Genomic DNA, 26,315 nt, shown 5'->3' with positions numbered 1-26,315 from the left:
GCCTTTCGCCTCAGCCTGTGGGCCAGTTGGGAACCTCTGGATGTTTCTGTCCCGAGTTCGGCCGGACACGGCTGTCGCTGATCGTGCCACGCCACTCTCCGGTCTCCCGCCCCTGGCCCTCGATGTATTCCTTGAAGGATTTCAGGTCGTTGTGCACCCGACGGTGAACGACGCCCAGCGCGTCCCCGCCACGTTCGATGAATCCGCGCGGTGCGAAATCGATCCGCAGCGTCACCCGCACACGGTCCTCGGCAAGTTCCAAGAACGTCACGGTGCCCGAATGGCGGGGCCGGCCCAGGCTTCGCCAGCTGACCCGCTCGTCAGGGCGCTGCTCCACGATCTCCGCGTCGAACTCGTGGGTCATCGGCCCGAGCCGGGTCACCCAGTGGGTCATCGTCGACTGCGGCCGGTCGATACGCCGCACGCCGTCCATGAAGCGGGGAAAGCTCTCGAACTGCGTCCACTGGTTGTAGGCGACGCGGACCGGAACGTCCACGTCGGCAGAAGCCTCGATGGTGCTCATGAATGTTCCGATCCCTCCGCGCCGGATGGTGGCACATGACCGACAGAGGCCGGACGGGAAAGCCCGACACCTATGCAGCCTAGGGAAAGCAGATCGGGTCCGCCCCTCGAAGCGCGCCGACGGCACATCCGACACGGATGGCACATCCGAGTGGCATCGCTCCACATTCTGGGATTGATTCGGTCTCACTTTCGCAAGCCCGGCCGCCGGTGGTTTCTCCGGTTCCGACTTCCCTCAGGTGGAGGAGTGCGTCATGGACCCCGGCAAATTCGCCGTGATCTTCCCCGATTCGGCTTTCGTGCCTGTGGTGCTGGGGTTCTTCGGCCTCGGCACCGGCTATCTGATCTACGGTCCGCAAGAGCTGCTCCGTGCTCCACGGCGGAGTGCCGATGTCGACCGGGCCATGGGCGTATGGGGAATCTTCATGCCCGGCCTGTGCCAGCTGCTGGCCGGTATCTATCTTTTCGTCGGGCTCACCTGGTTCCAGGTGTTCCACGACAAGGCGCTGTACATGGCCGCGCTGGCGTTCAGCGCGTACGGCATTCACTGGTTCGCACTGGGCTGGAACCGCTTCCAGCGGACCGGGGTGCGGACCGACGCCGGGATGTGCTTCGCCTTCGTCATCCTGTCGGTGCTGGGCATGGTGGTCTTCTTCAGCGCCGGGGCCTGGCCGGTCGGCCTGCTCTTCACCGGCCTCGCCTGTGTGTACGTCTCCAAGTTCTTCATCAGCCTGCCGTTCGACAAGCCCCGGCAGGACGGGTCCCCTGGGGTGCTGGCGACCGCGGGTGAGTGGGGGCAGGGGTTCTTCCACACGGTCACCGGTCTGTGGCTGATGTACCTGACCTTTGCGACCACGCTGAACATCACCTCGGGGTACAGCCTCCCGGGCGGCTGACCGACCCGGCACGGCGGACACGGTGAGTGGTCAGCGCTCGGCCAGGTCGTCGGTCGCGCCGCGGCCGGCCGTCGAGGTGCGGCGCAGGAAGTCGGCCAGCAGTTGGAGTTGGGCTTCGTCGTAGTCGGCACAGATCTCGTCCACGGCGGAGGACATCCCCGCGTAGAGCCCGATGATCTCCGGGTTCCGGTCGCGCAGCGGACGCAGAAGGGTGGCGCGGCGGTCGTTCGGATCGCGTTCACGGGCGATCCAGCCGCCGCGTTCGAGCCGGTCGAGGATCCCGGTCAGGGTGGCGGGATGCAGCCCGGCGAGGCGGGCGAGGGCGCTGGGGCCGATCGGGCCGTGCCGGTTGATCAGGTCGAGGCAGTCGACGTCGATGGTTTTGAGCTCAAGTCGCGCGCCGACCTGCTGATTGAGCAGGGACAACTGGATGCCCAGCACGCGCAGCTCCTCCCGGATCTCGCTGCTCAGCCGCCTGCGCCGACCCGCGTCGCCAGGTTGTACGGAACTCATATGTTACGCTCCTCGTAATATCCGGTATTCGGAAGACAGGGTATCCCGGACGGGAGTGTGCACCATGATCATGGTTACCGGAGCGACCGGAACCATAGGCCGCGCGGTGGTGAAGCTGCTGGCGGCCGAAGGGGTCAGGACAGTGGCGGTCAGCCGCGATCCGGCCGCCACCGCCACCGCCGCCACCGCCGTCGCCGACCATGTTCGGACGGTCGTCGGCGACCCGTCCCGACCGCGGACGCTCGCGCCCGCGCTGGGCGGTGTGGACGTTCTCCTGCTCAGCCCGCGCGCCGTCGGGGGAGCGAGCGCCGAGCTGCTCGCGCTGGCGGCCGAGCACGGCGTGCGGCGGGTGGTGGTGCTGTCGGCGGTCACCGTCGAGTACGGCGGCGGGTACCGGCGCTTCGCCGAGGAGTTCGCGGCGGTCGAAAGCGCGGCCAGGGCCTCCGGGCTGCGGTGGACGTTCCTTCGCTGCGCCGACTTCGCGGCCAACGCCCTCGCCTGGGCGCCGCAGATCCGCGCCACCGGCGTCGTACGGGGCACGTACGGCGACGCGGCGACCTCGCCCGTCCACCAGCGGGACATCGCCGAAGTCGCCGTACGGGCACTGCTGGACCCCGCCCACGCCGGCCGGACGTACGCCCTCACCGGTCCCGAGTCGCTCACCCAGCACGACAAGGCCCGGCTCATCGGCCGGGCCATCGGCAGGGAGCTGACCTTCGAGGAGATTCCCCCGGAGCAACTGCGCCGGGCGATGCTCGCCCAGGGCCTGCCCGAGGACGTGCCCGACCGGGTGATCGGCTACGCCGCCGCCTGCCTGAAAGAGCCGGGGCCGACGACGGACACCGTCGAACAGCTCCTGGACCGCCCCGCTCTCACCTTCGCCACCTGGGCCGTCGAACACGCCGCCGCCTTCCAGAACCGGCGGCCCTCATGAGAAGCGAACGGGCCGCCACGGTCCTGCGCTACACGGGTCTGGCCTTCGCCGGCCTGTTCGCCGGGTTCCTGGTCACGGTCCTCGTCCTCGAACTCTCGCTGCGGCGCTTCGACGGCTCCGTGTACACCCAGGTGCGACAGGTCGAACTGCTGCGACTGGACGACCTCGCCTCCGCCACCCTCCTGCCGGCGCTGCTGACCACGGCGATTCTCGCCGCCACCGCCCTCAAGGCGAGAGGCCGTACCTTCTGGCTGACGTCGACGGCGTTCGCCCTGCTCCTGACCGTTCTTGTCACGACGCTCGCCTTCAACCTCCCCATCAACGCTGATCAGTTCGACTGGAACGCGCAGGCACCCCCCGCCGACTGGACGAGTGTGCGCGACCGTTGGCAGATCGCCCACGCCGTACGTACGGCCGCCGCCGTTCTCGCGTTCGTACTCCTGAACGCCGCGGCGGCGGGCACGACCCGTACTCCGGTCCCGGACGGGGCGTCGGCCCTGACGAGCCGGCCATCCCCTCAACTTGACGACGGATTCAGGACAGCGGGGAGGGAGACCCACTCGCGAACGCGTGCTCGTCGCTAACGTCGGATACGGCCTCACGTTGTTCGAATGAGAACGAGTAGGAGTCCGACCATGCCCGACCTGCCTCCCCCTTCCCGGCGTCGCTTCCTCGGAGCAGCGGGTGCGATCGGGCTCGCCGGTACGCTCGGGGCGCTCGGGGCCGGGACGATGAGCACCGCTCGGGCGGCGGAGAGCGACGGCGTCGAAGCCATCAACTGGCCGGGCCTGGGGTCCTACTCAGGGGCGGACGCCGCCGGATCCCGAGTGACAGCGATCCTCGCGGGGAGTGCCCGTTACCTGATCGGACCCTGGTACGCCGCCACTTACACGCACTATCTTCCCGACGGCTACATCGACCTCAAGGGCACCGACGAGCGGGCTGTCCGGCTGCCCGCCATGGCCGCCGTCGCCGCCACCACGGCACTGGTCACGGAGACGTACGACCCCCGGACCCTGTCGGCCGCGAACGCCACCGTCCGGACCCACAACCTGATCCGTACCCTCGCCGCCCGGCACCGGGCCAACAACCCCAATACCGGCAACCGTTGGGGCGGCGGCTGGCAGACCGCCCTGTGGGCGTACTACACGGCCCTGGCGGGCTGGCTCTTCTGGGACCGGCTGGACGACACCACGCGCCGTCACCTCGTCGCGATGCTGGTGTGGGAAGCGGACCGGCTGACCACCTGCAACAGCGTCCAACTCATCGGCACCGGCGGCGACCAGCTGTACATGACCCGCCGGGACGGCACCGTCGTCACCCCCGGCGACAGCAAGGCGGAGGAGGACAACTGGAGCGCCGCCGCGCTCTCCCTGGCCGCCGCGATGATGCCGAGCCACTCCAACGCGGCCCGTTGGACGCGTCGTAACGTCGAGCTGCTGCTCGCCGCTGCGGCCAGGCCGGCGGACCTCACCAGCGGCGAGACGATCAACGGTATCCAGCTGTCCTCCTGGTTGCGGGGGACGAACATCGCCGACGACGGGACACTGGAGAACCACGCACGGCTGCACCCGCTGTACATGGTGGCCTTCGACCAGAGTCTGTACCAAGGCTTCGTCTTCGGCCTGGCCGGCCGTGCGGCGCCGAAGGCCGCGCTGCACAACATCAAGCTGACGTACGGCGCCCTGGTGGACAAGCCGTTCCCGCTGCCGGGCGGGGGAGTCACCCCTATCTACCGTCCGGGCTCCGCGGAGATCTTCTACCCCAAGGGCAACGACTGGGGTACGCACTTCCCGTTCTACTTCGGCAACTTCGACCTTCTGGTGTCACTCACCGGGCAGGACCAAGGCATCACCCCGCCCGCCGCCGAGTGGGAGCGACTGCACAACGACGACCAGCTCTCCCTCATGTCCCGCTTCACCGACGGCCGGACCTACGGCGCCGCCGGGGAGAACACGTACTACGGGCGGGAGCACCGCGTCGGCGCGATGGCGGGGCAGACGTATCTCACGCTGTTCCTGGCCCGCAACTCAACCGGCAACCTGCTGCGTTGGACGTGAGAATCAGTCGGGCCCAGCGGCATTCGCCTCGGTGCAGAACGACGCGGTGCCTCACTCGCCCGTCCTCCAGGCGCCATTGACATGGTCTCATCATGACGGACAGGCTGTCGCTCGCACTCTGATCGATCATCATCTGACAGCAAGCCTGCAGACAGGGGCGACAGTGCTGGGCACAAGACGCATCCGACCTGGCGCGGTCGCCGTCGCCGCGGCCGTAACGCTCGTCGCGGGGATGACGGTGGGGCTCACCGACGCCCCGCCGGCCGCCGCGGACACCGCGAGGACGACGGCACCGGGCACGGCGACCGCGGCGGTTCGGACGGTCGCCCTGATCACCGGTGACCGGGTGGCGCTGGACAAGGAAGGCAACGTTGTCGGGGTGGCACCCGCCGAGGGCCGGGCCTCGGTGCCCGTCCAGATCAGTCGGACCGGCGGGCACACCTATGTGATCCCCTCGGACGTCGAACCGCTCATCGCCGAGGGGCGCCTCGACCTGTCGCTTTTCGACGCGGCGGAGTTGAACCGTCCCGAGTACGACGACCTTGCGGCCGGCGGGACACCGGTGATCGTCGAGTACGCCTCTTCGAGCCCGGCCGCACGCACGCGACTGCACGCGGAGACCAGCACCTCCGTCCGGGACCTCGACGCGGTGGACGGCGAGGCGCTCGTCCTGCGACCGGAAGAGGCCGCCGGGGCGTGGTCCACGCTCACCGACACCTCGGCCGGAGTGAGTGAACTGGCCCCGGGCGTGGCCTCCGTCCGACTCGACGGCGTGGCCACGGCCTCGCTGGACGTGAGCGTGCCGCAGATCGGCGCCCCGGACGCGTGGCAGGCGGGCTACGACGGGACGGGGGTGAAGATCGCGGTCCTCGACACCGGCATCGACACCGGCCACCCCGACGTGAGCGGTCAGGTCGTCGCCCAGCGCAACTTCACGCCCGAGGCGGACACCCAGGACCACAACGGGCACGGTACGCACGTGGCCTCCACCGTGGCGGGGACCGGCGCGGCGTCCGGCGGCGCCTACAAGGGCGTGGCCCCGGGGGCCGACCTGGTCATCGGCAAGGTGCTCAACTCCGCCGGTTCCGGGCTCAATTCCGAGATCATCGCGGGTATGGAGTGGGCGGTCGAACAGGGCGCCGACATCGTGAGCATGTCCCTCGGTGCCACGGACACGCTGGGCGTCGACCCGCTCGAAGAAGCCGTCAACGCGCTGTCCGACAAGGCGCTGTTCGTCGTCGCCGCGGGCAACTCCGGCCCCGGGGACACCACGATCGGCTCGCCCGGCGTCGCCGACTCCGCGCTGACCGTGGGCGCCGTCGACAAGAAGGACGCGCTCGCCTCCTTCTCCTCCCGGGGCCCGCGCCTGGAAGACGGGGGAGCCAAGCCCGATGTGACCGCGCCCGGCGTGGACATCACGGCGGCATCGGCCGAGGGCACCCGGCCCGACCTTCCGCATCCCGCCCCCGGGTACGTGACGATGAGCGGTACGTCCATGGCCACCCCGCACGTCGCGGGCGCGGCGGCCCTGCTCGCCCAGCAGCATCCGGACTGGACCGGGGCGCGGATCAAGTCGGCGCTGGTCGGTTCCGCCGAGCCCGGCGCCCACAGCGCGTACGAGCAGGGCAGCGGCCGGGTCGACCTGACCCGGGCGACGCGGCAGACCGTCGTCTCGGAGCCCGTATCGCTGAACTTCGGCCGCGTGCTCTGGCCGCACACCGACGACGAGCCGATGACCAGGACGATCACCTATCGCAACGACGGCGACCAGGCGGTGACGCTCGACCTGTCCGCCGAGGGCACCGGCCCGGCGGGAGCCGCCGCACCCGAGGGGCTGTTCGCCCTCGGCGCCCGGCAGATCACCGTCCCGGCCGGCGGAACGTCCGCCGTCGTCGTCACCGCGGACACCCGCGTCGGCGGTGACGTCTCGGGCGCGTTCAGCCTGACGGTCACGGCGGTCGGCGGCGACCAGACCGTCCGCAGCGTCGGAGGGCTCGATCGTGCGGCGGAGTCGTACGACCTCACCTTCAAAGCCACCGGCCGGGACGGTTCGACGCCCGACTTCTACGACTGGGCCGCCACGCTGACCGGCATCGGCAACGACAACTACCAGCTGATCCGGGGGGACGACGGCACGAGCACGGTGCGCGTGCCTGCGGGCGACTACTCCGTCATGGGCAAGACCTTCACGAGGGACGACGCCGGTGGATTCGGCCTGGACTACCTCGTCGCGCCGAAGCTGACGGTCGACCACGACATGACCGTCGAGATCGACGCCCGGCGGGCGAAGCCGATCGACGTGTCGTTGCCGGACCCGGACGCCAAGGGATACTCCTCCTTCCTGATCAGCTCGGCGAAGGCGCACGGAACGGAGACGACCAGCGCGTTCGGGCTGGGGACGAACCTGGCCAACACCCGCTCCGCCCAGATCGGCGACCCGCTGCCACCGGGCGAGGCGACCTCGTACTTCGTGTCGCACTGGTCCAACGGCGCCAGCGAATACCACCTCGCGGACACCCTCAAGGACGCCTTCTACACCGGCCACACGCAGCACGTGACCCCGGCGGACCTGGCGAAGCTGACCGTACGGCAGGGCGCGTCGGTCACCGGAGCCCCGGGACTGAACTGGACCACCGCACTGGACATCCCGGCGGGCGCGGTCGGCTTCTACTCCGACCTGCCGAACACGAGGACGGTGTACCTCCAGGGAGGCTACCGCTGGGGTGCTTCCTCCCAGCAGCTCGCGGCCGACTCGGGTGCGGTCCGGGCCGAGTACGAGATCCCCGGCCGGACGTATCGCGGAGGCGACCGCCACACCGAGACCGTCAACACCGGGGTGTTCGGGCCGGCGCTCGCCAAGGGCCAGGGGCTGATCCGGGACGGCGACAAACTGACCGGCACGATCAGGCCCTTCGCCGACGGCGCGGCCCACAGCGGCGGAAGCGTGTACGACGCGGAATCGGCGTCCACCACGCTGTACCGCGACGGCCGGGAGTACGCGACCGTCGACGACGTCCTGGACACCGCCACCTTCCAACTGCCCGCCGGCAAGGCGCGGTACCGCCTGGTGACCACCGTGGGCCGGGCCGCGTCCGGCGTCTCGTCGGTCAGCTCGACCGTCACCTGGCAGGCGGAGTTCACCTCGTCCCGTACGGCGAAGGCCGTCGCCGTCCCGACGAGCGTGGTCCGCTACACCCCGGAACTCGCCCTCGACTCCACGGCCGCCGCCGGCGTCAGGCAGTCCGTGCCGGTCACCGTCCAGGGCTCGGCCGCCGGCCGGGACCTCGCGTCGCTGAAGGTGTCCGCCTCCTACGACGGCGGCAAGAAGTGGCACCGACTCGTCACGCACAAGGGCACGGTGAAGGTGGACAACCCGCCGGCCGGCGGCTCGGTCTCCTTCCGGGCCGACATCAGGGACCGGAACGGGAACACCTTCTCCCAGACGATCATCGACGCCTACCGCACGAAGTGATCCGGCACGTGCCCGGTTCTACCTGCCCACCAGTGCGGACGTCGCGCTGAGCCACCCCTCCGGACAGGAGCCGGGGGCGGCCCAGAGGCGTCGACAATCACGGCTGCGCGGTGGGGCTACGCTCCTACCGCGCAGCCGATGTCGAGCAAGACCCCGGGGGAATCGTGGACCGACCGCTGCTGTTCCTCGACGTCGACGGGCCACTCAACCCCTACGCGGCCAAGCCGGAGAAGCGCCCCGACGGCTACACCACACTCAGAGTGCCCCAGGACAGCGGAACTTCAGCCGAACCCCCAGGACTCTCGGCCCGGCGGCGGCCCTTGAGGGTCTGGCTCAACCCGGAGCACGGGCGATCCCTGCTCCGACTCGGCTACGAGCTGTGCTGGGCCACCACATGGATGGACGACGCCAACCGGTGGATCGCTCCGGTGCTCGGCCTTCCCGAACTCCCCTTCATCGACTTCGGCGACGCCTTGTTCCAAGAGCGTCCCGACGGGGTCCACTGGAAGACCGGCCCACTGGTGGACTACGCCGACGGCCGTTCCTTCGCCTGGGTGGACGACGAACAGAGCGATCCCGACCAGGCATACGTGACCGCCCACCATCGCGGGCCTGGGCTTCTGCATCACGTAAACCCACGCATCGGCCTGCGCGAGAACGACTTCCGCACGCTCGCCGACTTCGCCCGGTCCCCGGACGTTCCATGAGTGAGCGAGACGGCCGGGGGCACGTCAGTGACCCGCCGCGTCAACTCCGGCCGCCGACGCCCAGGACAGTGCGCGCAGGCAGCCCGAGCGGATGTCGTCGAGGTGCGGGGCGACGTCCCCCGGGGTCTTGCCGTGGAGGCCCTGGCGCACCGCCGTGAGGCCGGGGCCCAGACGTAGGTGCAGGCCCCAGGTCAGGTGGACGGTGGCGAAGCCCAGGGCGGCGGACGGGCGTAGGTCGGTGTCGGCCAGGTCGCTGACCGCTTGGCCGTAGGACTGCAGGAGGGCCGGCTCGTCCAGTTCGCCGTGGCCGCCGAAGGCGCGGTAGAGGGAGACGAGGGTGCCCAGGTCGAAGCCCACGGGGCCGATGCCGACGTGCTCCCAGTCGATCAGGACGAGGGCATCGTCTGCGTCCAGGCCGGCGTTGCGCGGAGTGAGATCGCCGTGGACGAGAGTGGTGGGCAGCGTGGCCGCGCGTGAGTTCAGCTCCGCGGCCGCGTCCAGGCATGTGTGCAGGGCGTGCACCTGCTCGCGAGTGAACAGTGCCTTGAGCCGCGGATCGTCGGCCAGGGCGTCGAGGTTGTCGTGGCCGGCCGGAATGTGATGGGCGTAGGCGGCGTAGCCCGCGCGCTCCAGCCAGGGGGTGTCGAGCAGGTCAGGGCGCGAGGCTCCTGGGACGTACAGCAGCGCGGTGCGTAGGGCAGTTGTCGTGGCGGCGGCGGGGGTCCAGGGCCGTTGCAACGCGGTGCCGATGTCGCGCATGACAATCCAGGCGAGGCCGTCGTGGCTGACCAGGGTCGCGTCCGGCGGCGTGGCCAGGCCGCGGGGCAGCAGACCGGGAATGTCACTGCCGAAGAAGTGGGCTTCGCGGCGGGCCAGTTGGCTGTCGCGCGAGTCGAGCAAGGACCGGTGGCCCCAACCGGGGATCTTGACGATCCACCGGGCCGGCCGGCCGTCCGGTGGACAGGCGGCGCTCACCCCAAGGACCGCCGCCTGTCCCAGTCCGGGCGACAGGTCCCGCACCGAGAGCACTCGGAGTCCGGCTCCCCAGGCGCCCTCATGGGATGCGAGGACAGCCTCGATCGTCTCGGCATCGGGTAGGCCACGGTCGGTCATCTGTTTCCTTCAGGGCGCCGGTCCATGAGCGGGTCTGAGACGAAGAGCATCCGACCATATGCGCGACGGGAACGTCACGCCGTTTTCGGCACGCGTCCGGTCGCCGACGCTTCCCCGTTTACAGAAGACCGGGCCCTGGATTCCCGCTTCTGCCCTACTGCGTAGCGATCTACGCGAGGGACAGGTGATGTGACGTCAGCAGTCCCGACAATAGGGGAGATTCCTATGATTTCACGTGAGACGACAGTCGCCGAATACTTCCTTGATCGGCTCGCTTCCGTCGGAGTGGACCATCTGTTCGGCGTTCCAGGCGACTACAACCTGGCCTTTCTCGACAAGGTGATGGAGAACTCCCGAATCACGTGGGTGGGCAACGCCAATGAACTCGGAGCCGCCTACGCGGCCGACGGCTACGCACGCGTTCGAGGCATGGGGGCACTCCTCACGACCTGCGGTGTGGGAGAGCTGAGCGCCATGAACGGTGTGGCCGGCAGCTACGCCGAATACGTACCGGTCGTCCATCTGACGACCGGGCCCTCCACCGCCATGGAGACCGCCGGAGCCTCCGTCCATCACACCGCCGGTGACGGCGACTTCGAACGGTTCGCGCGTGCGCAGCTGAGCGTCAGTGTCACCACGGCGACCATCACTCCCGCCAACGCGGCCAGGGAGATCGACCGTGTCCTGGCGACGGCCCTGCGAGAGAAGCGGCCCGTGTACCTCCGCATGGCCTCCGACGTGGCACTCTCCCGGATGCCGGCCCGCGCCGGCCCGTCACCGCTGGCAGAGCGCGCCTTCCCGGTCGACTCCGCCTCCCTCGAACGGTTCGCCGACGACGCCGCCAAGAAGCTGGCCGACGCGCACTCCGCCGCGGTGTTGGCCGACTTCCTCGTCGACCGGTTCGGCGCGCGGGGCCAGCTCGACACGCTGCTTCGCGGCTGCCAACTGCCCTTCGCCACACTCTCGATGGGCAAGACGGTCGCCGACGAAACCCTTCCCTCGTACGTCGGCGTGTACTCGGGGGCGTACAGCGACCCCCGAACACAACAGGCCGTCGAGGACGCGGACGTCCTCATCCGCGCGGGTGTCCGGCTCGCCGACACGACCAGCGGCGGCTTCAGCCACCGCATCGAGATCGACCGCGGGATCGACCTGCAGCCGGCTTCCGCCTTCATCGACGGCGCGGAGTACCCCGGAGTCCCGCTCGGCCTGGCACTGACCGCACTGGGCGCGGTGCTGGCGACGCACTTCCCCGTCGACCCCGTCACCTGCGCCGTTGGAACCTCCGCCACCGAGCCGGCCGAGCCGGCCGAGCCGGCCGAGGTGACCGCGCGACAGCGGCACCAACCTCTTCGTCAGAGCTATCTGTGGCCGCGCGTGGCCCGGTCCGTCCAGGAGGGACAGATCGTCGTCGCCGAACAGGGAACCTCCTTCTTCGGCCTGTGCACCCAGCCGTTCCCCGCCAACTCCCGATTCATCGGACAACCGCTGTGGGCCTCCATCGGCTACAGCCTGCCCGCGATGCTGGGGGCTCAGCTCGCCTCTCCCCACGACCGCTGCCTCCTGGCCATCGGAGACGGCGCGGCCCAGATGACCATGCAGGAACTGGGCACGCTCGGCCGCTACGACCTCACCCCGATCATCCTTCTGGTCAACAACAGCGGCTATACGGTCGAACGCGCCATCAACGGGCCCCATGCCGCCTACAACGACATCGCGCCCTGGAACTGGCAGCAGCTGCCCGCGGCCCTCGGCGTCGGCGACGCGCTCTGCCTCAGCGCCGCCACCCCGAACGAACTGGACCGCGCCCTGTCGGCAGCCGAGGCCGCCCCGGACCGGCTGGTCCTGCTCGAAGTCCACACCGACCCGCTCGACCTGCCCGAGCTGCTCAGCGATCTCGCCGCCGGATTGAGCAAGCGCAACACCGCCGGCTGACGACGGGTGCCTCCCCAGGTGCCTCCCCGGGGATGAACGCGACGGTTACGCGGGTGATGGTGCCGGAGCCCCGCCGCCCCGGCCGACCCCACCCCCTCAGGCCGGCCGGGTGTCGGCCCTGGTGTCGTCGTCCAGGGCGGCGGCGGCCTGGGCCACCAGGTCGGCGGCGACCAGGCGGGCCTCCAGTGACGGCGGGAGGGAGTCCGGTGTCGGGGTGATCATGAAACGGCCCTGGTACCGGCCGTGGACGTCGGCGCGCAGTTCGATCTCGCCGTCGGGCCACCCCTGCCGTTCGAGGTCCCAGATCCAGTCGGCGACCTTTACCGTGCCGTCCGGGTCGAGCCGTGGCGGGTGGCCGAGGAGGTTCCCGTACTCGAAACGGCAGGCGCTCAGGTCCAGTACCTCGATCAGTTCTCGCCGGGTGCGCCGCACGACGTCGTCGGAGGATGTGCTGGAGCGCGCCAGCCGGGTCGTGTCGTGCAACCGTTCCAGGTGGGAGGCGTCGGTGAGCGCGACCCGCTTCAGGACGCGGGCCCGCGCGGCGAGTTGCGACACGATCAGGCCCGCGACGAAGAGCAGGACGGCGGTCTCGATGTCCGCGCGGCCGTGAATGTCGAAGCTCTGGTACGGCTGGGTGTGGAAGAAGTCGAACCAGGCGGCGGCCGACAGGGCGGCGACCGCGCCGGCGAGACGGTTCCCGAGGGCTGATACGGCCACGACGACGACCATGAACACCAGCGCGAGATTGGTCTGTGTGACGCTCGTGCGGAACGGCAGGAACACCAGCGCGGTCGCGAGCGGGGCGACGAGTCCGGCCGTCAGGGCGGTCACGTCGCGCAGCGAAAGCCTCATGATCACCTCACCTCACCTCACCGAACCGCCGAACCTCCGGCCCTCTTGATGACCAGCCTCCTCCTGGTGCGACGCGGCGGCATCAGGAGCCGAGCCCTCCTCCCGCGGCCTTGACGCAGCGGGGACGGTTTCGTACGAGTCCTTGACGCGGAACCACAGGGAAGGCGCCAAAGAGTCGACAAGATGCGGCATGGATTCCTCGCCTGAGCTCCTCACGGGATTACGGTCGGGCCATGCGCCTCCCGGATTCCCCGCATCGGCCCGGTGACGAGCAGCCGGGGGCGGGTGGGCTGCCGCCGACGGTGGTGGACTGCGCCCTGTACGAGGACGGCCGCAGGCTGTCGGGCCCGGTCGACCTCACGACGGTCCTTCAGCGGATCGACCCCAAGGCGGGGCGTTTCGCGTGGATCGGTCTGTACGAGCCGAGCACCGAACAGTTCCGCGAGATCGCCGAGGCGTTCGACCTGCACCCGCTCGCGGTGGAGGACGCCGTCCACGCCCACCAGCGGCCGAAGCTGGAACGCTTCGGCGACATCCTGCTCCTCGTCCTCAAGACCATCGTCTACGTCGAGCACGAGGCGATCACCGCGACCAGCGAGATCGTCGACACCGGGGAGATCATGGTCTTCGCCGGCCCCGGGTTCGCCATCACTGTCCGGCACGGCAGCGCGCCGCCCCTCACGGCGGTACGCCACCGGCTCGAACAGGACCCCCATCAGCTGGCCCGCGGTCCGGCGGGCGTCCTGTACGCGGTCGCGGACATGGTCGTCGACCGCTACATGGACGTCGCCGACGCGTTCGCCGGTGATGTCGACCAGCTGGAGAGCGAGGTCTTCTCGCCCGACCACCCCGTGGACGCCGCCCGGATCTACCAGCTCAAGCGGGAGCTGCTCGAATTCAAACGGGCCGTCGTCCCGCTCTCGAACCCGATGCAGCGCCTGGGGGAGAGGTCACTGGTACAGATCCCGGCGGAGGTCACGAACTATCTGCGCGACGTCGCCGACCATCAGCAGCAGGTCGCCGAACAGATCGCCGGCTTCGACGAACTCGTCAGCGGCATGCTGAACGCGAGCATCGCCCAGCTGGGAGTCCGGCAGAACTCCGACATCCGCCGTATCAGCTCCGGCGCCGCGCTGATCGCCGTCCCCACCATGATCGTCGGCATCTACGGCATGAACTTCGAGCACATGCCCGAACTCGGCTGGACCTACGGCTACCCCGCCGTCATCGCCGTCATCGCGACGCTGTGCACCCTCATCTACCGCGCCTTCCGCCGCAACAAGTGGCTGTAGGACCGACCGGCTCACGTCTGCTCGGTGAGCCGGTCGTTGGTGTAGCGACCGTCGTCGGTGCAGGCTTCTGCAGGGTGGTGACGACGTGAGAGAGGCGCGACAGGGATCCGTATTGATCCCTGACGTGTGGAGCCCCCATGTCCGACCTGACCGAAACCTCTCCCGCTGTGCGTCGGCCGGGCCCCCTTGTCGTCATCGGCGGTGTCCTCGCCGCTGCGCGGGCTCGTGCCCGCCGTGGTCGTGATCTCGTGCATCCCTGACCTCGCCATGCGCGGGTGTCGGGATCTCAGTAGCCGGCTGTGAACCTGGCGTTCAGGAACTTCGGGTGCTCGATCTCGTCCACAACGGCTACGGCCATGTCCTCGTAGCTCAACCTCGCCTCGCCGTCGGCACCGACGACCGGCTGGTCCAGCCCGGTGCGGTAGGTCCCGGTCCGTTCACCCACCGCGTAGTGCACGGGCGGCGGCGAGACGTACGTCCAGGTCACCCCGGAGCTGTTCTTGTAGACGTCCAGTGCCTCGGCCTGCCCGGAGGCCATGTCCAGGTACTCGGAGGGGAAAGACGGAAGGTCCAGGATCCGGGTCCCGTCCGGGGTGGTCAGTGTCGCGCCGCCACCCATGTGGATGATCCGCGGTGCCGGCGGGGTCAGCGCCGCGGCAACACCGACCATCGTCCCGGCCACCGTGCGGTAGATCCCCCGGCCCGGTGCGCTCACGGCGGTCACCAGTGCGTCGGCGCCTTTGGCGAGCGGGGCGACGGACTCCGCCGTGGTGGCGTCTCCCGCCACCACGGCCACTCCTTCGGCGAAGTCCGGAGCGGTGTCCGTGCGGCGCACCACGGCGGTCACCTCATGACCCCGGTGGGCGGCCTCGGCCGCGATCCGCCGTCCGAGCTGCCCGGCCGCGCCGAATACAACGACCCTGCTCATGAAGATCACCCTCCTGTTTAGGTTGAGGCTTACATTCCCTAATGTGAGGGTTTACACCGAAAGGCGACAGCGGACTCGGCGAGGTCGCGAAACGGGCACGGGGAACAGCGTCAAGGCGTGCGAGGCCGACCCATCGGCAGACGGCACCTCAGGCGGAGGGCTCCGGCGGCCAGGACTCCTCGACGCGGTCGCGGCTCCGGTACATGTCCCAGTAGATGTCGGCCAGTTGGTCCGGCTCGACCACGGTGATCCCGGGTGGCAGGGAAGCGCCCTCGAAACTGTCGTGGCCTTCGCTGCCGGCGATGACCGCGCCGACGGTGAGCGTGCCCACGTACGCGCCCAGCGGAGCGACTTCGCCGTGGAGCGCGTACAGGTAGTTGGGGGTGGCGGCCCCCGCCACTCCGAGGCCGCTCATGCCCGGTACGGGGCGGGCGGCGGTAAAGCCGTGGGTGACGAGGATGGCGCCGTCACCGCACGCGGTCATCTCCGGAAGGACGGCGCGGACGATCGCGACGGGTGTGAGGGTGAACAGGTTCAGCAGTTCGCCGAGCCGGTCCGTCGTCAGCTCTCTCGCGGGCCGGGGCATGGTCGTCATCGCTACGGGTGAGTACTCCACGACATCGATGCGGCCGAAATGGTCCCGGATGCGGGTCACCAGTGCCGGAACGCCGGCGGGGTCGGCCAGGTCGGCGGGGAAGGCCGCGGCCTCGATGCCGTCGGACGCGAGGGAGCGGGCCAGCTCCTCCAGGCGTCCGGGCCGGCGCGCGACGAGGGCGATCCGGAAGCCCTCACAGCCGAAGCGATGGACTAAAGAGGCTCCCAGGCCGGTACCGGCCCCGAAAATGACGATGACAGGGGACATGGCGACGTGCTCCTCAGGAGTGCTCGGCAGCAGAGGCCGGCCGAAGGCCGAGCGCGGACTGCGGAGCGACGCGGCGCGTAACGAGGAGCGGCTGAAGACGGCGGCGGCCGAGGTGTTCCGGGAGCGGGGGCTCGGGGCTCCGGTGGACGCGATCGCCAAGCGCGCGGGAGTCAGCGTCGGCACGCTCTACCACCGCTTCGGAGGCCGTGAACAGCTCATCGACGCGGTGGTGCCGGACGCCCTCGCCGCGCGCTTGGAGGAGGCCGGCCGCTGGGCACTGGAACAACAGGACGCATGGGCAGGGTTCACCGGATACATCGAGCGGCTGTGCGAACTCCAGGCGGGCGACCGGTCCTTCGGTGAGGCACTCGGCGGCGGGGCCCTCCGCTCAACCCGTCTGATCGACGTCTGCTCGGCCCAGGCGGACACGGCCCGCCGCGTCCTGGCCAACGCCCATCGACAAGGCGCTCTGCGCGAGGACTTCACCACGGCGGATCTGTCCTACGTGTACTGGTTGACGACCGCCACGCTCCAAGCCACGGCGGACAGCGATCCGAACGCCTGGCGCCGGGGCGTCGCCTTCCTCGTCGACGGGCTCCGCGCCCGCTCTCCCCTGGAGATCGACCGCGACGAAGGCTGAGAAGCCGCTGTCCTTCCGGGCGCGACCTAGGGCCTGTCTTCAAAGTAGCGCCGTCCGCCCGTAGGGCGGGGCCTGCGGCGGCTGGTGCGGTGCATCGCAAGGCGGAGGATCATGCTCGTACTGGGCGTACTTGCATGACTCCGACAACGCGGCGAGGTGCCGTGCCAGGCGTCGCGGGCCAGGCGGGACTTTGAAGACAGGTCCTAGAGGGCGTACCGGTTCATGTCGTCGCGCAGATGCCGGTCCGGCCCCCACTTGAAGAGCTGGCAGATCCCGTTGACCGGCCCGTACAGCGGGCGTGCGTCGTCCTCGACGCCTTCCTCGTCCTCGTACTCGTCCTTGCGCTCCCAGGGGATCGTCACGAACGGCTGCACCTTGTACGGGGGGAACTTCCGTGCGTCGGGGTGGACTTGCCACACGGTGCCGCAAGCCCGGTTGTGCACCTCGCCCAGATACCAGGCCGCGCCGAGCATGAAGGGGCCGTCCTCCCGCGCCCGCGCGTCTTCGTAGGAGGTGAAGGTGGCGCGGATCAGCCTCTCCAGCCGGTCGACCGACTCGACGCCGAAGTCCCAGACGTCGTCGTACGGGTACGGCTCCACGCCCTCCCCCCGCTCCGCGCCCTCCGCCCACGCGGGGAACGCGGCCCGCCGCTCGGCCAGCCACCCGTGCAGGACGGGGTTGTCGCACCGCAGCCGGTCCTCCGCGTGCTGGCGCTCCTGGTCGGCCAGGTAGGCGTCCTCGTCCTCGAACTCCATAACGCGCGACTCTAACGGCCGCCACCGGCGCATGCGTAAAGACCCTGTGAGCAAAGGGAGTTGAACGCCGACTCATCCGCGTGTCGGGCGGGACGGCACGTACATGACATCCCTATCGTGGTGGGCCTCGCCGGCTCCAATCGACCATGGGGGCCCTGGAGCCGTGCGAAGACTGCCTTTCTGGGGTCCCCGGGGGAAACAAAGTGAATCGATCGACTCGACGGGGACGTCTGCGTGCCCTGACGCGTGCCACGGTCGCGGTCGCCTGCGCGGCCGTGCTGTCCTTCGGCGCTCTGCCGGCTCTCACGGGAACGGCGGGGGCCGCGCCCAAGCCGCTGAATCCGGGGACCCGTTGCGATGAGCTGTACAAGATCTCAGGGGTACGCCCGGGTGGTCTGCCCGCCGGTGACGCCTCCCGCGTGAAGGCACTGTGGGACACGTACGACTACGTCAACAACGGCCTTCAGTGGGACGGTCTCGCCGCGCCGAAGCCGGGTGAGGTCAGCGACAACCCGGACGACTACAAGAAGGGGACCAAGGAGCGCGTCTACGCGTACTGGGAGCGGGCGCGCACCAAGTACCCCAACCGGTGGGTGGACTTCGGCACCTGGCTGAGGGAGGCGTACATACCGCCCTCCGGCCACGACCCGCGCGGCAAGGCGTACGAGGCGAAGGTCGTGCGTGACATGGGGCTGGTGGGTCCGGACTGGATCTGCCAGAAGGAGGTCATCTTCAAGGATCCCGCCACCGGCAAGGAGCACCGGCGCGTCCTCGACGCCTACAACAGGCGCACCAATCACATCGTCGAGATCAAGTCCAACGGCAAGCACGATCCGGTGCAGGCGCCGAAGGACCGCGCGTGGTCCAGGGACCCCAAGTGGAACGGCTCCCGTTACACCATCGTCCACGGCCAGCAGCAGAAGTCCGGCACGACGAAGTTCATCAACGAACTGCGTACCAACGCGCCGAACCGGACCGTCACCACGTATCAGCACCTGTCCTCGGCCACGGAACGGCCGCCGTCCGGCGGCAGCCCGTACAAGCGGGGCAACGGCCTGATGACACCTCCGGGACAGCCCGGCGCCCGGACCGGCGGCGCCGACATGATCAACCGGTCGCAGCCGACGCCGGAGACCATGCGCCGTCAGATCGAGGCCGCGCGCGGCGTGCCCGGCGCCGCGAACGCGCTGCGCGGTCCCGGCGGAGTGGACTTCTCCACCCTGGAACTGGAGTACGTCGGCAAGCCGGTCAAGGGCAAGGGCGTCGACTACGCCTTCAGCGCGAAGGAGGACAAGGAGGAGAACTCCGGCTGGGGCGGCAAGGCCAAGGCCCAGCTCATCTCCGACTCGTTCCTCACCTGGCTCGCCCTGACGCCGGACAAGTTCTGGGTCAATCTCAACCCGGACGAGCCCGACCGGATCATGGACGCGGCGTTCGGCAGGACCGACGCCGGTCGGGTCCTGCTGGAAGCCGATCTCCGGATGAAGCACGACTTCTACCGGGCGATGGATCCCAAGACCGACCTCGGCCGCCGCTACTGGGCCGCTCTTCCCAAGGAGGACGGCAAGCCGTGCATGCCCGGCCTGCGCAACTGGATCGAGCCCAAGCCCGCCCAGGTCCGCGAGCAGGACGGCGGCATCTACATCCTCGACGCCCCGCTGCGGCTGAAGTCCACCGCGCAGACCACGTCGACGCCCGGCCCCGGTGAGCCGATCTGCACCCCGGACGAGGCGGAGACCAAGGCCGCGCAGGCCGTGATCGACTCCATGATCGTCCCCGCGGTCGAGAAACAGATCAACACCGAGTCGCAGTACTCCGACCTGCGCCGCGTCTACAACGCACGGGTCGCCGCGGAGTTCGTCCGCCAGCAGGACGCCAAGGCGCCCACGGACTACCGCTCGATCATCAACAGCAACGACGTGTCCAAGTGGCCGCTGCGCGCCCCGAACGAGAAGTGGGACAAGAACGAGCTGTTCCAGGAGTACCGGAAGATCTACACCGAGGGTGAGTTCCAGTACGACGTGCCCGCGGCGGGCGGCACGATGATCTACATCGTCGGCGGCGTCGACATGTCCAAGGCGCCCAAACAGAACGTCAGCGCCCAGCAGTTCCGCTCCGAGCACCGCTACCTGCCGCGTACCAAGGACACATCGGTCAAGGCGATGACGAACGACGCCGAGAACGAGAACACGCTCTTCCTCGGCGGCAACACCTCCGGCGCGAACCCGGGCGCGAACCCCGATCCGACGCCGGGCCCGACGGACCCGCCGACCGACACCGGCGCCGATCCGTCGTCCCCGGCACCGGACCCCTCCGAGCCGGTGACGGGCAAGGAGCCCGACGGCGATCTCGCCGACACCGGGTCGGACACTCCCGTAGGACTCATCGCGGCGGTCGCTCTCGCGATCGTGGCGGCCGGTGGAGCGCTGGTGTGGTGGACGCGCCGACGCAGGACGGGGGGCGCCGGCTAGGTCGTCCTTTCAGCAGTCGCTGTTGCGCCGGGTGGGCCGTCCGGGGAAGTCCCGGGCGGCCCACCCCGGGCGTCGTAACCTGCGGCCTTCGGTCGGTACGGAGGCCGGCGCGGAGATCAGAACTCGTACGCACCCACGTCGAACGGCGCGGACCGCCGAGGATGCGGACCGCTTCCTCGACGAGCTGGTGCGGCACGGCGCGACGGCCGTGCTCTGCTTCGCGGACCGCGAGGCATCGCTCCTGGTGGGCGCCGCCCGCCGGCGAGGACTGGGCGTACCCGGGGACCTTTCCGTCGTCGGGTACGACGACGAAGTGGCCGACCTGTGCGAGGTCCCACTGACCACGGTGTCCCCGGCGAAGACCGACATCGACCGGCGCGCCGCCGACATGATCAGGAACCGTATCGCCGACCCGACGTCCCCGCGCCGCCAGGAGGCATTCGTGCCGCACCTGGTCGTACGGGACTCCACCGGGCCCGCGGCACACTGACGCGGCTCACGGAAGACGCCGGCCGTCCCCACACAACCCCGTGCGTCACACGCGTATCGGCACCGGCGTTTCGGCCATCACCCCGCGACCGTGCAAGCCGTATGCCTCAAGGGTGGATGTACGGCACACGAGGAGACTCCGCCGCCCGTGTACGCAATCCGCTCCGTCTCAAACACGTGTGTTCGATAGCCGCACCACCGTCGTTGGTCCGGGTAGCTCCGTATTGACCACGGCCATCGAGCAGGAGAAGCGCAGTTGATCTCAGACGACACGTCGGACGAGTCCGCAGAGAACGGCGTCCCCTCGCCCAGGAACCCTCCCCTCCCGCCTCCGCCCGCCCGGATGCCGGCCGGTCCGGAAGACGGTGATGTGACCGACGAGTTGAAGGAGGCGTACTGGTCTGTCCATGACGGCGCCGCGGCGAAGGCCACCGTGCGGCAGGTCCTGGTCCGTCTGCCCAAGATCACGCTGCTGATCGGACGGCTCGCCTGGCAGGCGGACCGCGCCGCCACCCTCACGGTCATCGTCTGTCAGCTGGCTTCGGCCGCCATGTCGGCCTTCAGCCTGATCGCCTCGGTCGGTGTGCTCCAGCATCTGTTCGCCCAAGGGCCGACGGCGGAGCGCGTGCGCGCCGCCGTTCCACAGATCCTGTTGGTGGTCGCCTTCCTTGCCGCACGCGCACTGCTGGAGGCAGCTGTCGCCGCAGCCCAGGCACGGGTCACGCCCAAGATCCGCACCAGCCTGGAGTGCGAGTTCCTCCGGCTCACCGCGCATGTACGCCTGGAGGCCGTCGAGGACGCCGAGTGGCACGACGAAGTACACCGCGCCAATGACCGCGGGCTGTTCTACGCCCGGCAGATCGTCGGGCAGGTCATCTCCCTCGCGTCGGCCGCCCTCGGGCTCGTCGGCACCGCCGGCGTGCTCAGCGTTCTGCACCCGCTCCTGCTGCCGCTGCTCCTGCTGTCCGTCCTCCCCGTCGGAGCCGCCGCGGTGCGCAGCGCCCGCGCCCGGTTCCACTCCTTCAAACGCTGGAACAGCCTCCAGCGCCGCGTCCGTGTCTTCTCGTGGCTGCTCCTCGACGTGGACGCGGCGGCCGAGCTGCGCTCGGACACCGCTCAGGACGCGCTCCTGGCGGAGCACCGCCGGCTCACCACCAAGATCGCGGAGGAGGACACCCGCCTGGGCGTGAATTCCGCGATGCTCAACCTGACCGGCCGGGCCGTCGGCGGCCTCGGCACCGGAATCACCTACACCGCGCTGGGCGCCATGCTGGTCTCCGGCTGGCTGCCCCTGGCGGCGGGCGCCGGCGCCGTCCTCGCCATCCAGGCAGGCCAGAGCTCCCTCGTCCGGCTCGTCGACGTCGCGCATCTCGTCTTCGAGCACGCCCTGTGGGTCGACGACCTCCTCGCTGTACAGGAACGCTGCCGCCGGCTCCTGCCGCGCGAGGGCGAACTGAAGGCTCCCGAGCGGGTGAAGACGATCGCGCTGAACGATGTGCACTTCACCTACCCCGGCAAGGACACCCCGGCCCTGAACGGGGTCACTCTGAGCCTGTCCGCAGGGGAGACGGTGGCGTTCGTCGGCCTCAACGGATCGGGCAAGAGCACCTGCGCCAAACTCCTCGCGGGTCTGTACGAAGCACACGAGGGGAGCGTCACCTGGGACGGTGTCGACGTCCGCGACATGGACGCACATTCGGTACACCGCCAAGTCGCCTGCGTGCTGCAGGATCCGGCTCACTTCCCCTTCAGCGCCCTGTCGAACATCACCATCTCCACCGGCAGCCTCGTGGAGGCCGACCCCCGGCGTGCGATGGACGCCGCGCGGGCCTCCGGGGCCGACACGGTGATCGCCGCCCTGCCGCAGCAGTGGCAGACACTGCTGTCCAAGCGGTTCAAGGGCGGTCAGCAACTGTCCGGCGGACAGTGGGCCAAGGTCGCGGTGGGCCGCGGCCTGTACAAGAACGCACCCCTGCTGCTCCTGGACGAGCCGACCGCGAGCATGGACCCGCCGTCCGAACACGCCGTCTACGAGGCCGTGTTGCGCGGCCGGCTGCGTGAGGACCAGATCACTGTGCTGATCTCCCACCGCCTCGCCAGTGTCGTCGACTGTCACCGGATCTACGTCTTCGACGACGGCCGCATCGCCGAGGCCGGCTCCCACGATGAGCTGATGGCGCGCGGCGGCGCCTACACCGCGATGTTCACCCTGCAGGCCGGCGGCTACCGACCCCGCACCACGCAGACGGAGGCGATCACCTGACCAACGGGGCATCCCCTCGCGACGTCCGGGCCTGTGCGCCGTGGGCGAGCCCCGGGTGCGCTCATACCGGCCGGGGCGACACCCGCGCCGCCTTCAGACAGTTCACGATCCGCTCATGGCTGTCGCCTACGGCGTCCGTGACCCGTACGCGCAGATACAGCGCGTCGACCTGGTCGACAACGCGTTTCGAGAAGGCGCCCACCAGAACGGTCTCGTAGTTCCCGGTACCGACCAGCGGAAATCCCGGGCCGAAGGTGACGAGCAGGTAGTCCTCCCCGGCGGTGAGTCCTGCCGCGGTCAGTACGGCTCCGGCGCCCTGGGCGTCCACCCACGACGTTTCGCCGTCCTCGGTACCCCCCGCCGGGACCACCCGGAAGTCATAGCTCTCGATCACCGCGGTGTGCTGGCCGCCGTTGAGGATGCCCACGCGCCACGCCGCGCCCTCCGACCGGAGGTCCCCCTGCTCCCAGGACGCCCGCCACCCCAGATACGGCCTGACGGTACGGGCGTACTGGGCCCGCGCGAAGACCGCGCCCGCGGCGACCGCCAGCAGACTGCCCAGCGGGTCCGGTTCGAGTATCCGCAGCCGCCAGGGCCAGTCGAGCCGGGCCTCCGCCGACATGTTGGACCGTACGACCTCCCACAGCAGGATCACGACGAGGATCCCGAGCAGCACGAGCGGCGCCATGAACAGCAACCGGCTGCGGCGGACGCGCCGTTGGGTATCGGGCAGGGGTATCGGTGGGTCGGACCGCGTCGGACTCACACTCTCTCTTTCGTCAAGAGGCCAGTGCTCGGCCCGAGTTGGCCGGGGCTCGCCCGCCGGTGATCGCGCATGACGAGTATGCCCGCGAGAGGCCCGTGCCCGTCAGTAGGCGTCCCAGGGGGTGAGGCCCTCGCCGACCACGCCGCGTACGGAGTCGACCGGCGGGCCCGCCCGGACTACTCGCTCGGGTTCTCCTCGCGCAGGCCCCAGGGCGCCCCGTACGCGGTGAGGAGGTCGAGGAACGGGCGGGGCGGCAGGGCCTCGGGGCCGAGGACTCCGGTGCCGGTCCATACGCCGTCGGCGATCAGTTCGAGGGCGACGACCGGGTTGATGGCGGTCTGCCAGACCACGGCCTGGGAACCGTACTCGCGCATCGACCACTGGTTGTCGACCACGTGGTAGAGGTACACCTCGCGCACGGCACCGTCCTTGACGCCCCTGACCCAGGTGCCCGCGCAGGTCTTGCCGGTCATGCGGTCGCCGAGCGTGGCCGGGTCGGGCAGACAGGCGGCGACCACATCACGGGGCGAGACCTGGACCGGTCCGCTCCGCCCGGGGACCGTGACCTCGGTGGTGGAGTCCAGGCCCAGCTCGTGGAGGACCTTGAGCTTGGCGATGAAGTCGTCGCCGAGGCCGTACTTGAACGTCACCCGCCGCGCGTCGACCCAGCGGGGGATCAGCAGCACCTCCTCGTGCTCCACGTTGACGCACTCCACCGGGCCGATCCCCTCGGGAAAGTCGAAGACCTCCGGCTCGCTGAACGGCGCGGTGGTGAACCAGCCGCGCTCCTTCTCGTAGACCACCGGCGGATTGAGGCACTCCTCGATGGTGGTCCAGATGCTGAAGGACGGGGCGAAGTCGTAGCCTTCGACGGTCAGGTCGGCGCCGTCCCGGATGCCGATCTCCTCGATCTCGTCGAAGAGTTCGTCGGCCGCGTACCGCGCGAAGACATCGGACAGACCGGGCTCCACGCCCATGCCGACCAGAGCCAGGCGGTCCGACCGTTCCCATTCGCCGGCCAGCTCGAACTGCCCGTCGCCGAGCTTCACACCGCAGCGCTCGTACGGGTGCGTGGTGTGCGGCGAGGACAGGGACATCGCCATGTCCAGGTAGTGCGTGCCCGCCGCCAGGGCGGCCTGGAACAGCGGCATGACGAACCGCGGATCGGTGGCGTTGAGCAGGACGTCGCACCGGTCCTCGACGAGTGCCCGGCGCACCGCCTCCTCGTCGGAGGCGTCCAGGCGCCGTGCGCTGAAACGGTCTCCATGCCCCCCGTGCTCCCCGTGCTCCGCCAGCGCGGCGACGGCCTTCTCCGCACGGGAGAGGTCGTAGTCGGCCACGGTCATGTGGGTCAGGAAGTCCCGGCGGGCCGCGATCCGGGTGATGGCGGTTCCGACGCCGCCCGCGCCCACGAGCAGTACTCGCATGTCTCACACCTTTCGTCCACGCAGGCGGGCGCCTGCCGGTGCCCCGATGGAACGGGATGACGCGGGTTAGGGTCAACAGTGTTGGCATAAGGGCGGCCGGTGGCGGCTGACAGGGAACAGAGGAGGAACGCGGTGCCGAAAAAGGTGGTGCCGGAGGGGGCGCGACGCAGGCGCCGTCCGACCCGGCAAGGCTCCGTACTGTCCGAGACGCTGATCGTGCACACCGCGCTGCGGGTGCTGAGAGAGCACGGCGGCACCGGGCTGACCGCCCGTCGGCTGGGCGCCGCCCTCGGCGCCGACCCGAGCACCCTCTACCGGTACTTCGCGGGTATGGACGAACTGACCCGGGCCATCGGCGAGGAACTCATGGGACGGGCACTGGACAACTGGACGGCCACCGGGCACTGGCAGGCCGACCTGCGCGCCCTGGGGCTCGCCATCCACTCCTCCTACCTCGCGCATCCGCAGGCCGCCGTACTGACCGCCAGCCGGGTCACCGGCCGGCCCCGCGAGATCGCGGTGGACGAAGCGATCCTCGGCATCCTGCGCGAAGCGGGCTTCCCCGACGCCACGGCGGTCCGCGTCTACCACGCCTTCATCGACTCAAGTCTGGCCTTCGCCGCCCTGGACGCCGGATCGCTGGCCCTCACCGACGAGGCCCGCGCGACGGACGAGGAGATGTGGAGCTCCACATACGCCCGGCTCCCCGCCGACACCCACCCCCATATCGCCGCCACCGCACGCCTGCTGGCCGGCCGCATGACCCACAGCGCCTACCCGGCCGTCCTGGACACCCTGCTGAACGACGCGGCCGCGCGGCTCACACCCGCCCCACGGCCACCACGACCGGCCTAGGGCCTGTCCGGCGGATCTTCGCGGGCCCGCGACGCCTGATACCGCACCTCGCTGCGTTGTCGGAGTCGTCCAAGTACGGCCGGGCCATCCACAACGCCGATCCTCCGCCTTGCGATGCACGGCACCAGACGCCGCGGTCTGATCCGCGAAGATCCGCCGGACACGCCCTCGTCCTGACCGTCACTCGGTGATCACGATCGCCGCGGCCGGGCACGCGTCCGCGGCTTCGCGGACATGGGCGTGGTGCTCGGGCGCGGGGGAGTCGGTGAGCAGGATGACGAGACCGTCGTTGTCGTCCTCGTCGAACACTCCAGGCGCGATCGCCCCACACTGGCCCGCACCGCAGCAAATGTCCCTGTCCACCGCTACCTTCATCACCATTTCTCGCTTCCTCGCTCAGTTTCCGATTTCAGGCCCGGGGTGTGACCAACCCCCCTGAGCAGCAGCCTATTTGGCCTCGGTGCCCGGTGTCCGAGAAACCCTTCGGTGTGCGCCGGCGGTGTGGTCATCAACCACCGGCACCGGACCGTGGGCACAGGCGGGCCGACACGTTCCGGACTTCC

Annotated in this window: 23 protein-coding genes; 13 read left to right on the top strand and 10 right to left on the bottom strand. The window is 69.8% G+C overall.

Annotation, left to right across the window (positions count from 1 at the left end; all coding sequences use genetic code 11):
• Window positions 1-10 precede the first annotated feature (10 nt).
• On the bottom strand, window positions 11-523 hold the full coding sequence (locus ACFT9I_RS31430; RefSeq protein WP_382569858.1) for an SRPBCC family protein: 513 nt from the start codon (window positions 521-523) through the stop codon (window positions 11-13).
• A 253-nt stretch (window positions 524-776) separates the two neighbouring features.
• On the opposite strand from ACFT9I_RS31430, the gene ACFT9I_RS31425 reads away from it, so the two are divergent.
• Window positions 777-1,418: a hypothetical protein gene (locus ACFT9I_RS31425; RefSeq protein ID WP_382569856.1), complete on the top strand. Its 642-nt coding sequence runs from the start codon at window positions 777-779 to the stop codon at window positions 1,416-1,418.
• A 30-nt stretch (window positions 1,419-1,448) separates the two neighbouring features.
• Here ACFT9I_RS31425 and ACFT9I_RS31420 read toward each other — a convergent pair whose 3' ends face one another.
• Window positions 1,449-1,931, bottom strand: a complete 483-nt coding sequence (locus ACFT9I_RS31420) for a MarR family transcriptional regulator (protein ID WP_382569854.1) — start codon at window positions 1,929-1,931, stop codon at window positions 1,449-1,451.
• A 64-nt stretch (window positions 1,932-1,995) separates the two neighbouring features.
• Here ACFT9I_RS31420 and ACFT9I_RS31415 point away from each other — a divergent pair, with 64 nt between their 5' ends.
• From ACFT9I_RS31415 to ACFT9I_RS31395, 5 genes are all read left to right on the top strand, one after another.
• Window positions 1,996-2,865: an SDR family NAD(P)-dependent oxidoreductase gene (locus ACFT9I_RS31415; RefSeq protein ID WP_382569852.1), complete on the top strand. Its 870-nt coding sequence runs from the start codon at window positions 1,996-1,998 to the stop codon at window positions 2,863-2,865.
• On the top strand, window positions 2,862-3,449 hold the full coding sequence (locus tag ACFT9I_RS31410; RefSeq protein ID WP_382569850.1) for an anthrone oxygenase family protein: 588 nt from the start codon (window positions 2,862-2,864) through the stop codon (window positions 3,447-3,449). The genes ACFT9I_RS31415 and ACFT9I_RS31410 overlap by 4 nt, the downstream gene beginning before the upstream one ends.
• Window positions 3,450-3,500: 51 nt before the next feature.
• The gene (locus ACFT9I_RS31405; RefSeq protein WP_382569848.1) at window positions 3,501-4,925 is read left to right on the top strand and encodes a hypothetical protein; all 1,425 of its coding nucleotides are present in this window, start codon (window positions 3,501-3,503) and stop codon (window positions 4,923-4,925) included.
• A 163-nt stretch (window positions 4,926-5,088) separates the two neighbouring features.
• Window positions 5,089-8,397: a S8 family serine peptidase gene (locus ACFT9I_RS31400; RefSeq protein ID WP_382569846.1), complete on the top strand. Its 3,309-nt coding sequence runs from the start codon at window positions 5,089-5,091 to the stop codon at window positions 8,395-8,397.
• Window positions 8,398-8,561: 164 nt separating this feature from the next.
• Complete coding sequence (locus tag ACFT9I_RS31395; RefSeq protein WP_382569844.1) at window positions 8,562-9,104, top strand: hypothetical protein; 543 nt, start codon at window positions 8,562-8,564, stop codon at window positions 9,102-9,104.
• Between the two features lie 24 nt (window positions 9,105-9,128).
• Here the strand turns inward: ACFT9I_RS31395 and ACFT9I_RS31390 are convergent, their stop codons facing one another.
• The gene (locus ACFT9I_RS31390; RefSeq protein ID WP_382569842.1) at window positions 9,129-10,217 is read right to left on the bottom strand and encodes a phosphotransferase family protein; all 1,089 of its coding nucleotides are present in this window, start codon (window positions 10,215-10,217) and stop codon (window positions 9,129-9,131) included.
• Window positions 10,218-10,442: 225 nt separating this feature from the next.
• Here ACFT9I_RS31390 and ACFT9I_RS31385 point away from each other — a divergent pair, with 225 nt between their 5' ends.
• Window positions 10,443-12,152, top strand: coding sequence for an alpha-keto acid decarboxylase family protein (locus tag ACFT9I_RS31385; RefSeq protein ID WP_382569841.1), 1,710 nt, complete (start codon window positions 10,443-10,445; stop codon window positions 12,150-12,152).
• A 96-nt stretch (window positions 12,153-12,248) separates the two neighbouring features.
• Here ACFT9I_RS31385 and ACFT9I_RS31380 read toward each other — a convergent pair whose 3' ends face one another.
• A complete protein-coding gene (locus tag ACFT9I_RS31380; RefSeq protein WP_382569839.1) occupies window positions 12,249-13,004 on the bottom strand; it encodes a DUF4118 domain-containing protein in 756 nt (251 codons plus the stop codon).
• Between the two features lie 203 nt (window positions 13,005-13,207).
• Between ACFT9I_RS31380 and ACFT9I_RS31375 the strand changes: the two genes are divergently transcribed.
• Window positions 13,208-14,296, top strand: coding sequence for a magnesium and cobalt transport protein CorA (locus ACFT9I_RS31375; RefSeq protein ID WP_382569879.1), 1,089 nt, complete (start codon window positions 13,208-13,210; stop codon window positions 14,294-14,296).
• A 286-nt stretch (window positions 14,297-14,582) separates the two neighbouring features.
• Here ACFT9I_RS31375 and ACFT9I_RS31370 read toward each other — a convergent pair whose 3' ends face one another.
• Window positions 14,583-15,224 carry an NAD(P)-dependent oxidoreductase gene (locus ACFT9I_RS31370; protein ID WP_382569837.1) on the bottom strand — a complete coding sequence of 214 codons (642 nt, stop codon included), beginning with the start codon at window positions 15,222-15,224 and terminating at the stop codon, window positions 14,583-14,585.
• 148 nt (window positions 15,225-15,372) lie between these two features.
• Window positions 15,373-16,086, bottom strand: a complete 714-nt coding sequence (locus ACFT9I_RS31365; protein ID WP_382569835.1) for an SDR family NAD(P)-dependent oxidoreductase — start codon at window positions 16,084-16,086, stop codon at window positions 15,373-15,375.
• Between ACFT9I_RS31365 and ACFT9I_RS31360 the strand changes: the two genes are divergently transcribed.
• Window positions 16,085-16,726 (top strand): TetR/AcrR family transcriptional regulator, encoded by a 642-nt coding sequence (locus tag ACFT9I_RS31360; protein WP_382569833.1) that lies wholly within the window; start codon window positions 16,085-16,087, stop codon window positions 16,724-16,726. The two genes, ACFT9I_RS31365 and ACFT9I_RS31360, sit on opposite strands and share 2 nt — an antisense overlap.
• Before the next feature lie 203 nt (window positions 16,727-16,929).
• On the opposite strand, the gene ACFT9I_RS31355 is transcribed toward ACFT9I_RS31360, so the two are convergent.
• Window positions 16,930-17,481, bottom strand: coding sequence for a hypothetical protein (locus tag ACFT9I_RS31355; protein WP_382569831.1), 552 nt, complete (start codon window positions 17,479-17,481; stop codon window positions 16,930-16,932).
• Between the two features lie 203 nt (window positions 17,482-17,684).
• On the opposite strand from ACFT9I_RS31355, the gene ACFT9I_RS31350 reads away from it, so the two are divergent.
• The 3 genes from ACFT9I_RS31350 to ACFT9I_RS31340 all read left to right on the top strand — a co-directional run bounded on the left by ACFT9I_RS31350 (window position 17,685) and on the right by ACFT9I_RS31340 (window position 22,704).
• Window positions 17,685-19,952 (top strand): hypothetical protein, encoded by a 2,268-nt coding sequence (locus ACFT9I_RS31350; RefSeq protein ID WP_382569829.1) that lies wholly within the window; start codon window positions 17,685-17,687, stop codon window positions 19,950-19,952.
• A 31-nt stretch (window positions 19,953-19,983) separates the two neighbouring features.
• Window positions 19,984-20,442 carry a substrate-binding domain-containing protein gene (locus tag ACFT9I_RS31345; protein ID WP_382569827.1) on the top strand — a complete coding sequence of 153 codons (459 nt, stop codon included), beginning with the start codon at window positions 19,984-19,986 and terminating at the stop codon, window positions 20,440-20,442.
• A gap of 369 nt (window positions 20,443-20,811) precedes the next feature.
• The gene (locus ACFT9I_RS31340) at window positions 20,812-22,704 is read left to right on the top strand and encodes an ABC transporter ATP-binding protein (RefSeq protein WP_382569825.1); all 1,893 of its coding nucleotides are present in this window, start codon (window positions 20,812-20,814) and stop codon (window positions 22,702-22,704) included.
• A gap of 61 nt (window positions 22,705-22,765) precedes the next feature.
• On the opposite strand, the gene ACFT9I_RS31335 is transcribed toward ACFT9I_RS31340, so the two are convergent.
• Both ACFT9I_RS31335 and ACFT9I_RS31330 read right to left on the bottom strand, forming a co-directional pair.
• On the bottom strand, window positions 22,766-23,470 hold the full coding sequence (locus ACFT9I_RS31335) for a hypothetical protein (protein ID WP_382569823.1): 705 nt from the start codon (window positions 23,468-23,470) through the stop codon (window positions 22,766-22,768).
• A gap of 176 nt (window positions 23,471-23,646) precedes the next feature.
• Window positions 23,647-24,897, bottom strand: coding sequence for a saccharopine dehydrogenase family protein (locus ACFT9I_RS31330; RefSeq protein WP_382569821.1), 1,251 nt, complete (start codon window positions 24,895-24,897; stop codon window positions 23,647-23,649).
• A gap of 132 nt (window positions 24,898-25,029) precedes the next feature.
• Here ACFT9I_RS31330 and ACFT9I_RS31325 point away from each other — a divergent pair, with 132 nt between their 5' ends.
• Complete coding sequence (locus ACFT9I_RS31325) at window positions 25,030-25,752, top strand: TetR/AcrR family transcriptional regulator (protein ID WP_382569820.1); 723 nt, start codon at window positions 25,030-25,032, stop codon at window positions 25,750-25,752.
• 180 nt (window positions 25,753-25,932) lie between these two features.
• Here the strand turns inward: ACFT9I_RS31325 and ACFT9I_RS31320 are convergent, their stop codons facing one another.
• Complete coding sequence (locus ACFT9I_RS31320) at window positions 25,933-26,133, bottom strand: ferredoxin (RefSeq protein ID WP_382569818.1); 201 nt, start codon at window positions 26,131-26,133, stop codon at window positions 25,933-25,935.
• Window positions 26,134-26,315 lie beyond the last annotated feature (182 nt).

This window comes from Streptomyces sp. NPDC057137, assembly GCF_042670825.1.
Classification (GTDB): Bacteria; Actinomycetota; Actinomycetes; order Streptomycetales; family Streptomycetaceae; genus Streptomyces.
Note: the sequence above shows the minus strand (reverse complement) of the source record. Positions and strands in the feature narration are given on the sequence as shown.

Bases quoted from the DNA above. Each gene is read 5' to 3' on its own strand.
- ACFT9I_RS31380 (WP_382569839.1), bottom strand. From the start codon at position 13,004: ATGAGGCTTTCGCTGCGCGACGTGACCGCCCTGACGGCCGGACTCGTC.
- ACFT9I_RS31410 (WP_382569850.1), top strand. From the start codon at position 2,862: ATGAGAAGCGAACGGGCCGCCACGGTCCTGCGCTACACGGGTCTGGCC.
- ACFT9I_RS31385 (WP_382569841.1), top strand. From the start codon at position 10,443: ATGATTTCACGTGAGACGACAGTCGCCGAATACTTCCTTGATCGGCTC.
- ACFT9I_RS31415 (WP_382569852.1), top strand. From the start codon at position 1,996: ATGATCATGGTTACCGGAGCGACCGGAACCATAGGCCGCGCGGTGGTG.
- ACFT9I_RS31360 (WP_382569833.1), top strand. From the start codon at position 16,085: ATGGCGACGTGCTCCTCAGGAGTGCTCGGCAGCAGAGGCCGGCCGAAG.
- ACFT9I_RS31430 (WP_382569858.1), bottom strand. From the start codon at position 523: ATGAGCACCATCGAGGCTTCTGCCGACGTGGACGTTCCGGTCCGCGTC.
- ACFT9I_RS31420 (WP_382569854.1), bottom strand. From the start codon at position 1,931: ATGAGTTCCGTACAACCTGGCGACGCGGGTCGGCGCAGGCGGCTGAGC.
- ACFT9I_RS31320 (WP_382569818.1), bottom strand. From the start codon at position 26,133: ATGGTGATGAAGGTAGCGGTGGACAGGGACATTTGCTGCGGTGCGGGC.
- ACFT9I_RS31355 (WP_382569831.1), bottom strand. From the start codon at position 17,481: ATGGAGTTCGAGGACGAGGACGCCTACCTGGCCGACCAGGAGCGCCAG.
- ACFT9I_RS31405 (WP_382569848.1), top strand. From the start codon at position 3,501: ATGCCCGACCTGCCTCCCCCTTCCCGGCGTCGCTTCCTCGGAGCAGCG.
- ACFT9I_RS31425 (WP_382569856.1), top strand. From the start codon at position 777: ATGGACCCCGGCAAATTCGCCGTGATCTTCCCCGATTCGGCTTTCGTG.
- ACFT9I_RS31365 (WP_382569835.1), bottom strand. From the start codon at position 16,086: ATGTCCCCTGTCATCGTCATTTTCGGGGCCGGTACCGGCCTGGGAGCC.
- ACFT9I_RS31330 (WP_382569821.1), bottom strand. From the start codon at position 24,897: ATGCGAGTACTGCTCGTGGGCGCGGGCGGCGTCGGAACCGCCATCACC.
- ACFT9I_RS31390 (WP_382569842.1), bottom strand. From the start codon at position 10,217: ATGACCGACCGTGGCCTACCCGATGCCGAGACGATCGAGGCTGTCCTC.
- ACFT9I_RS31370 (WP_382569837.1), bottom strand. From the start codon at position 15,224: ATGAGCAGGGTCGTTGTATTCGGCGCGGCCGGGCAGCTCGGACGGCGG.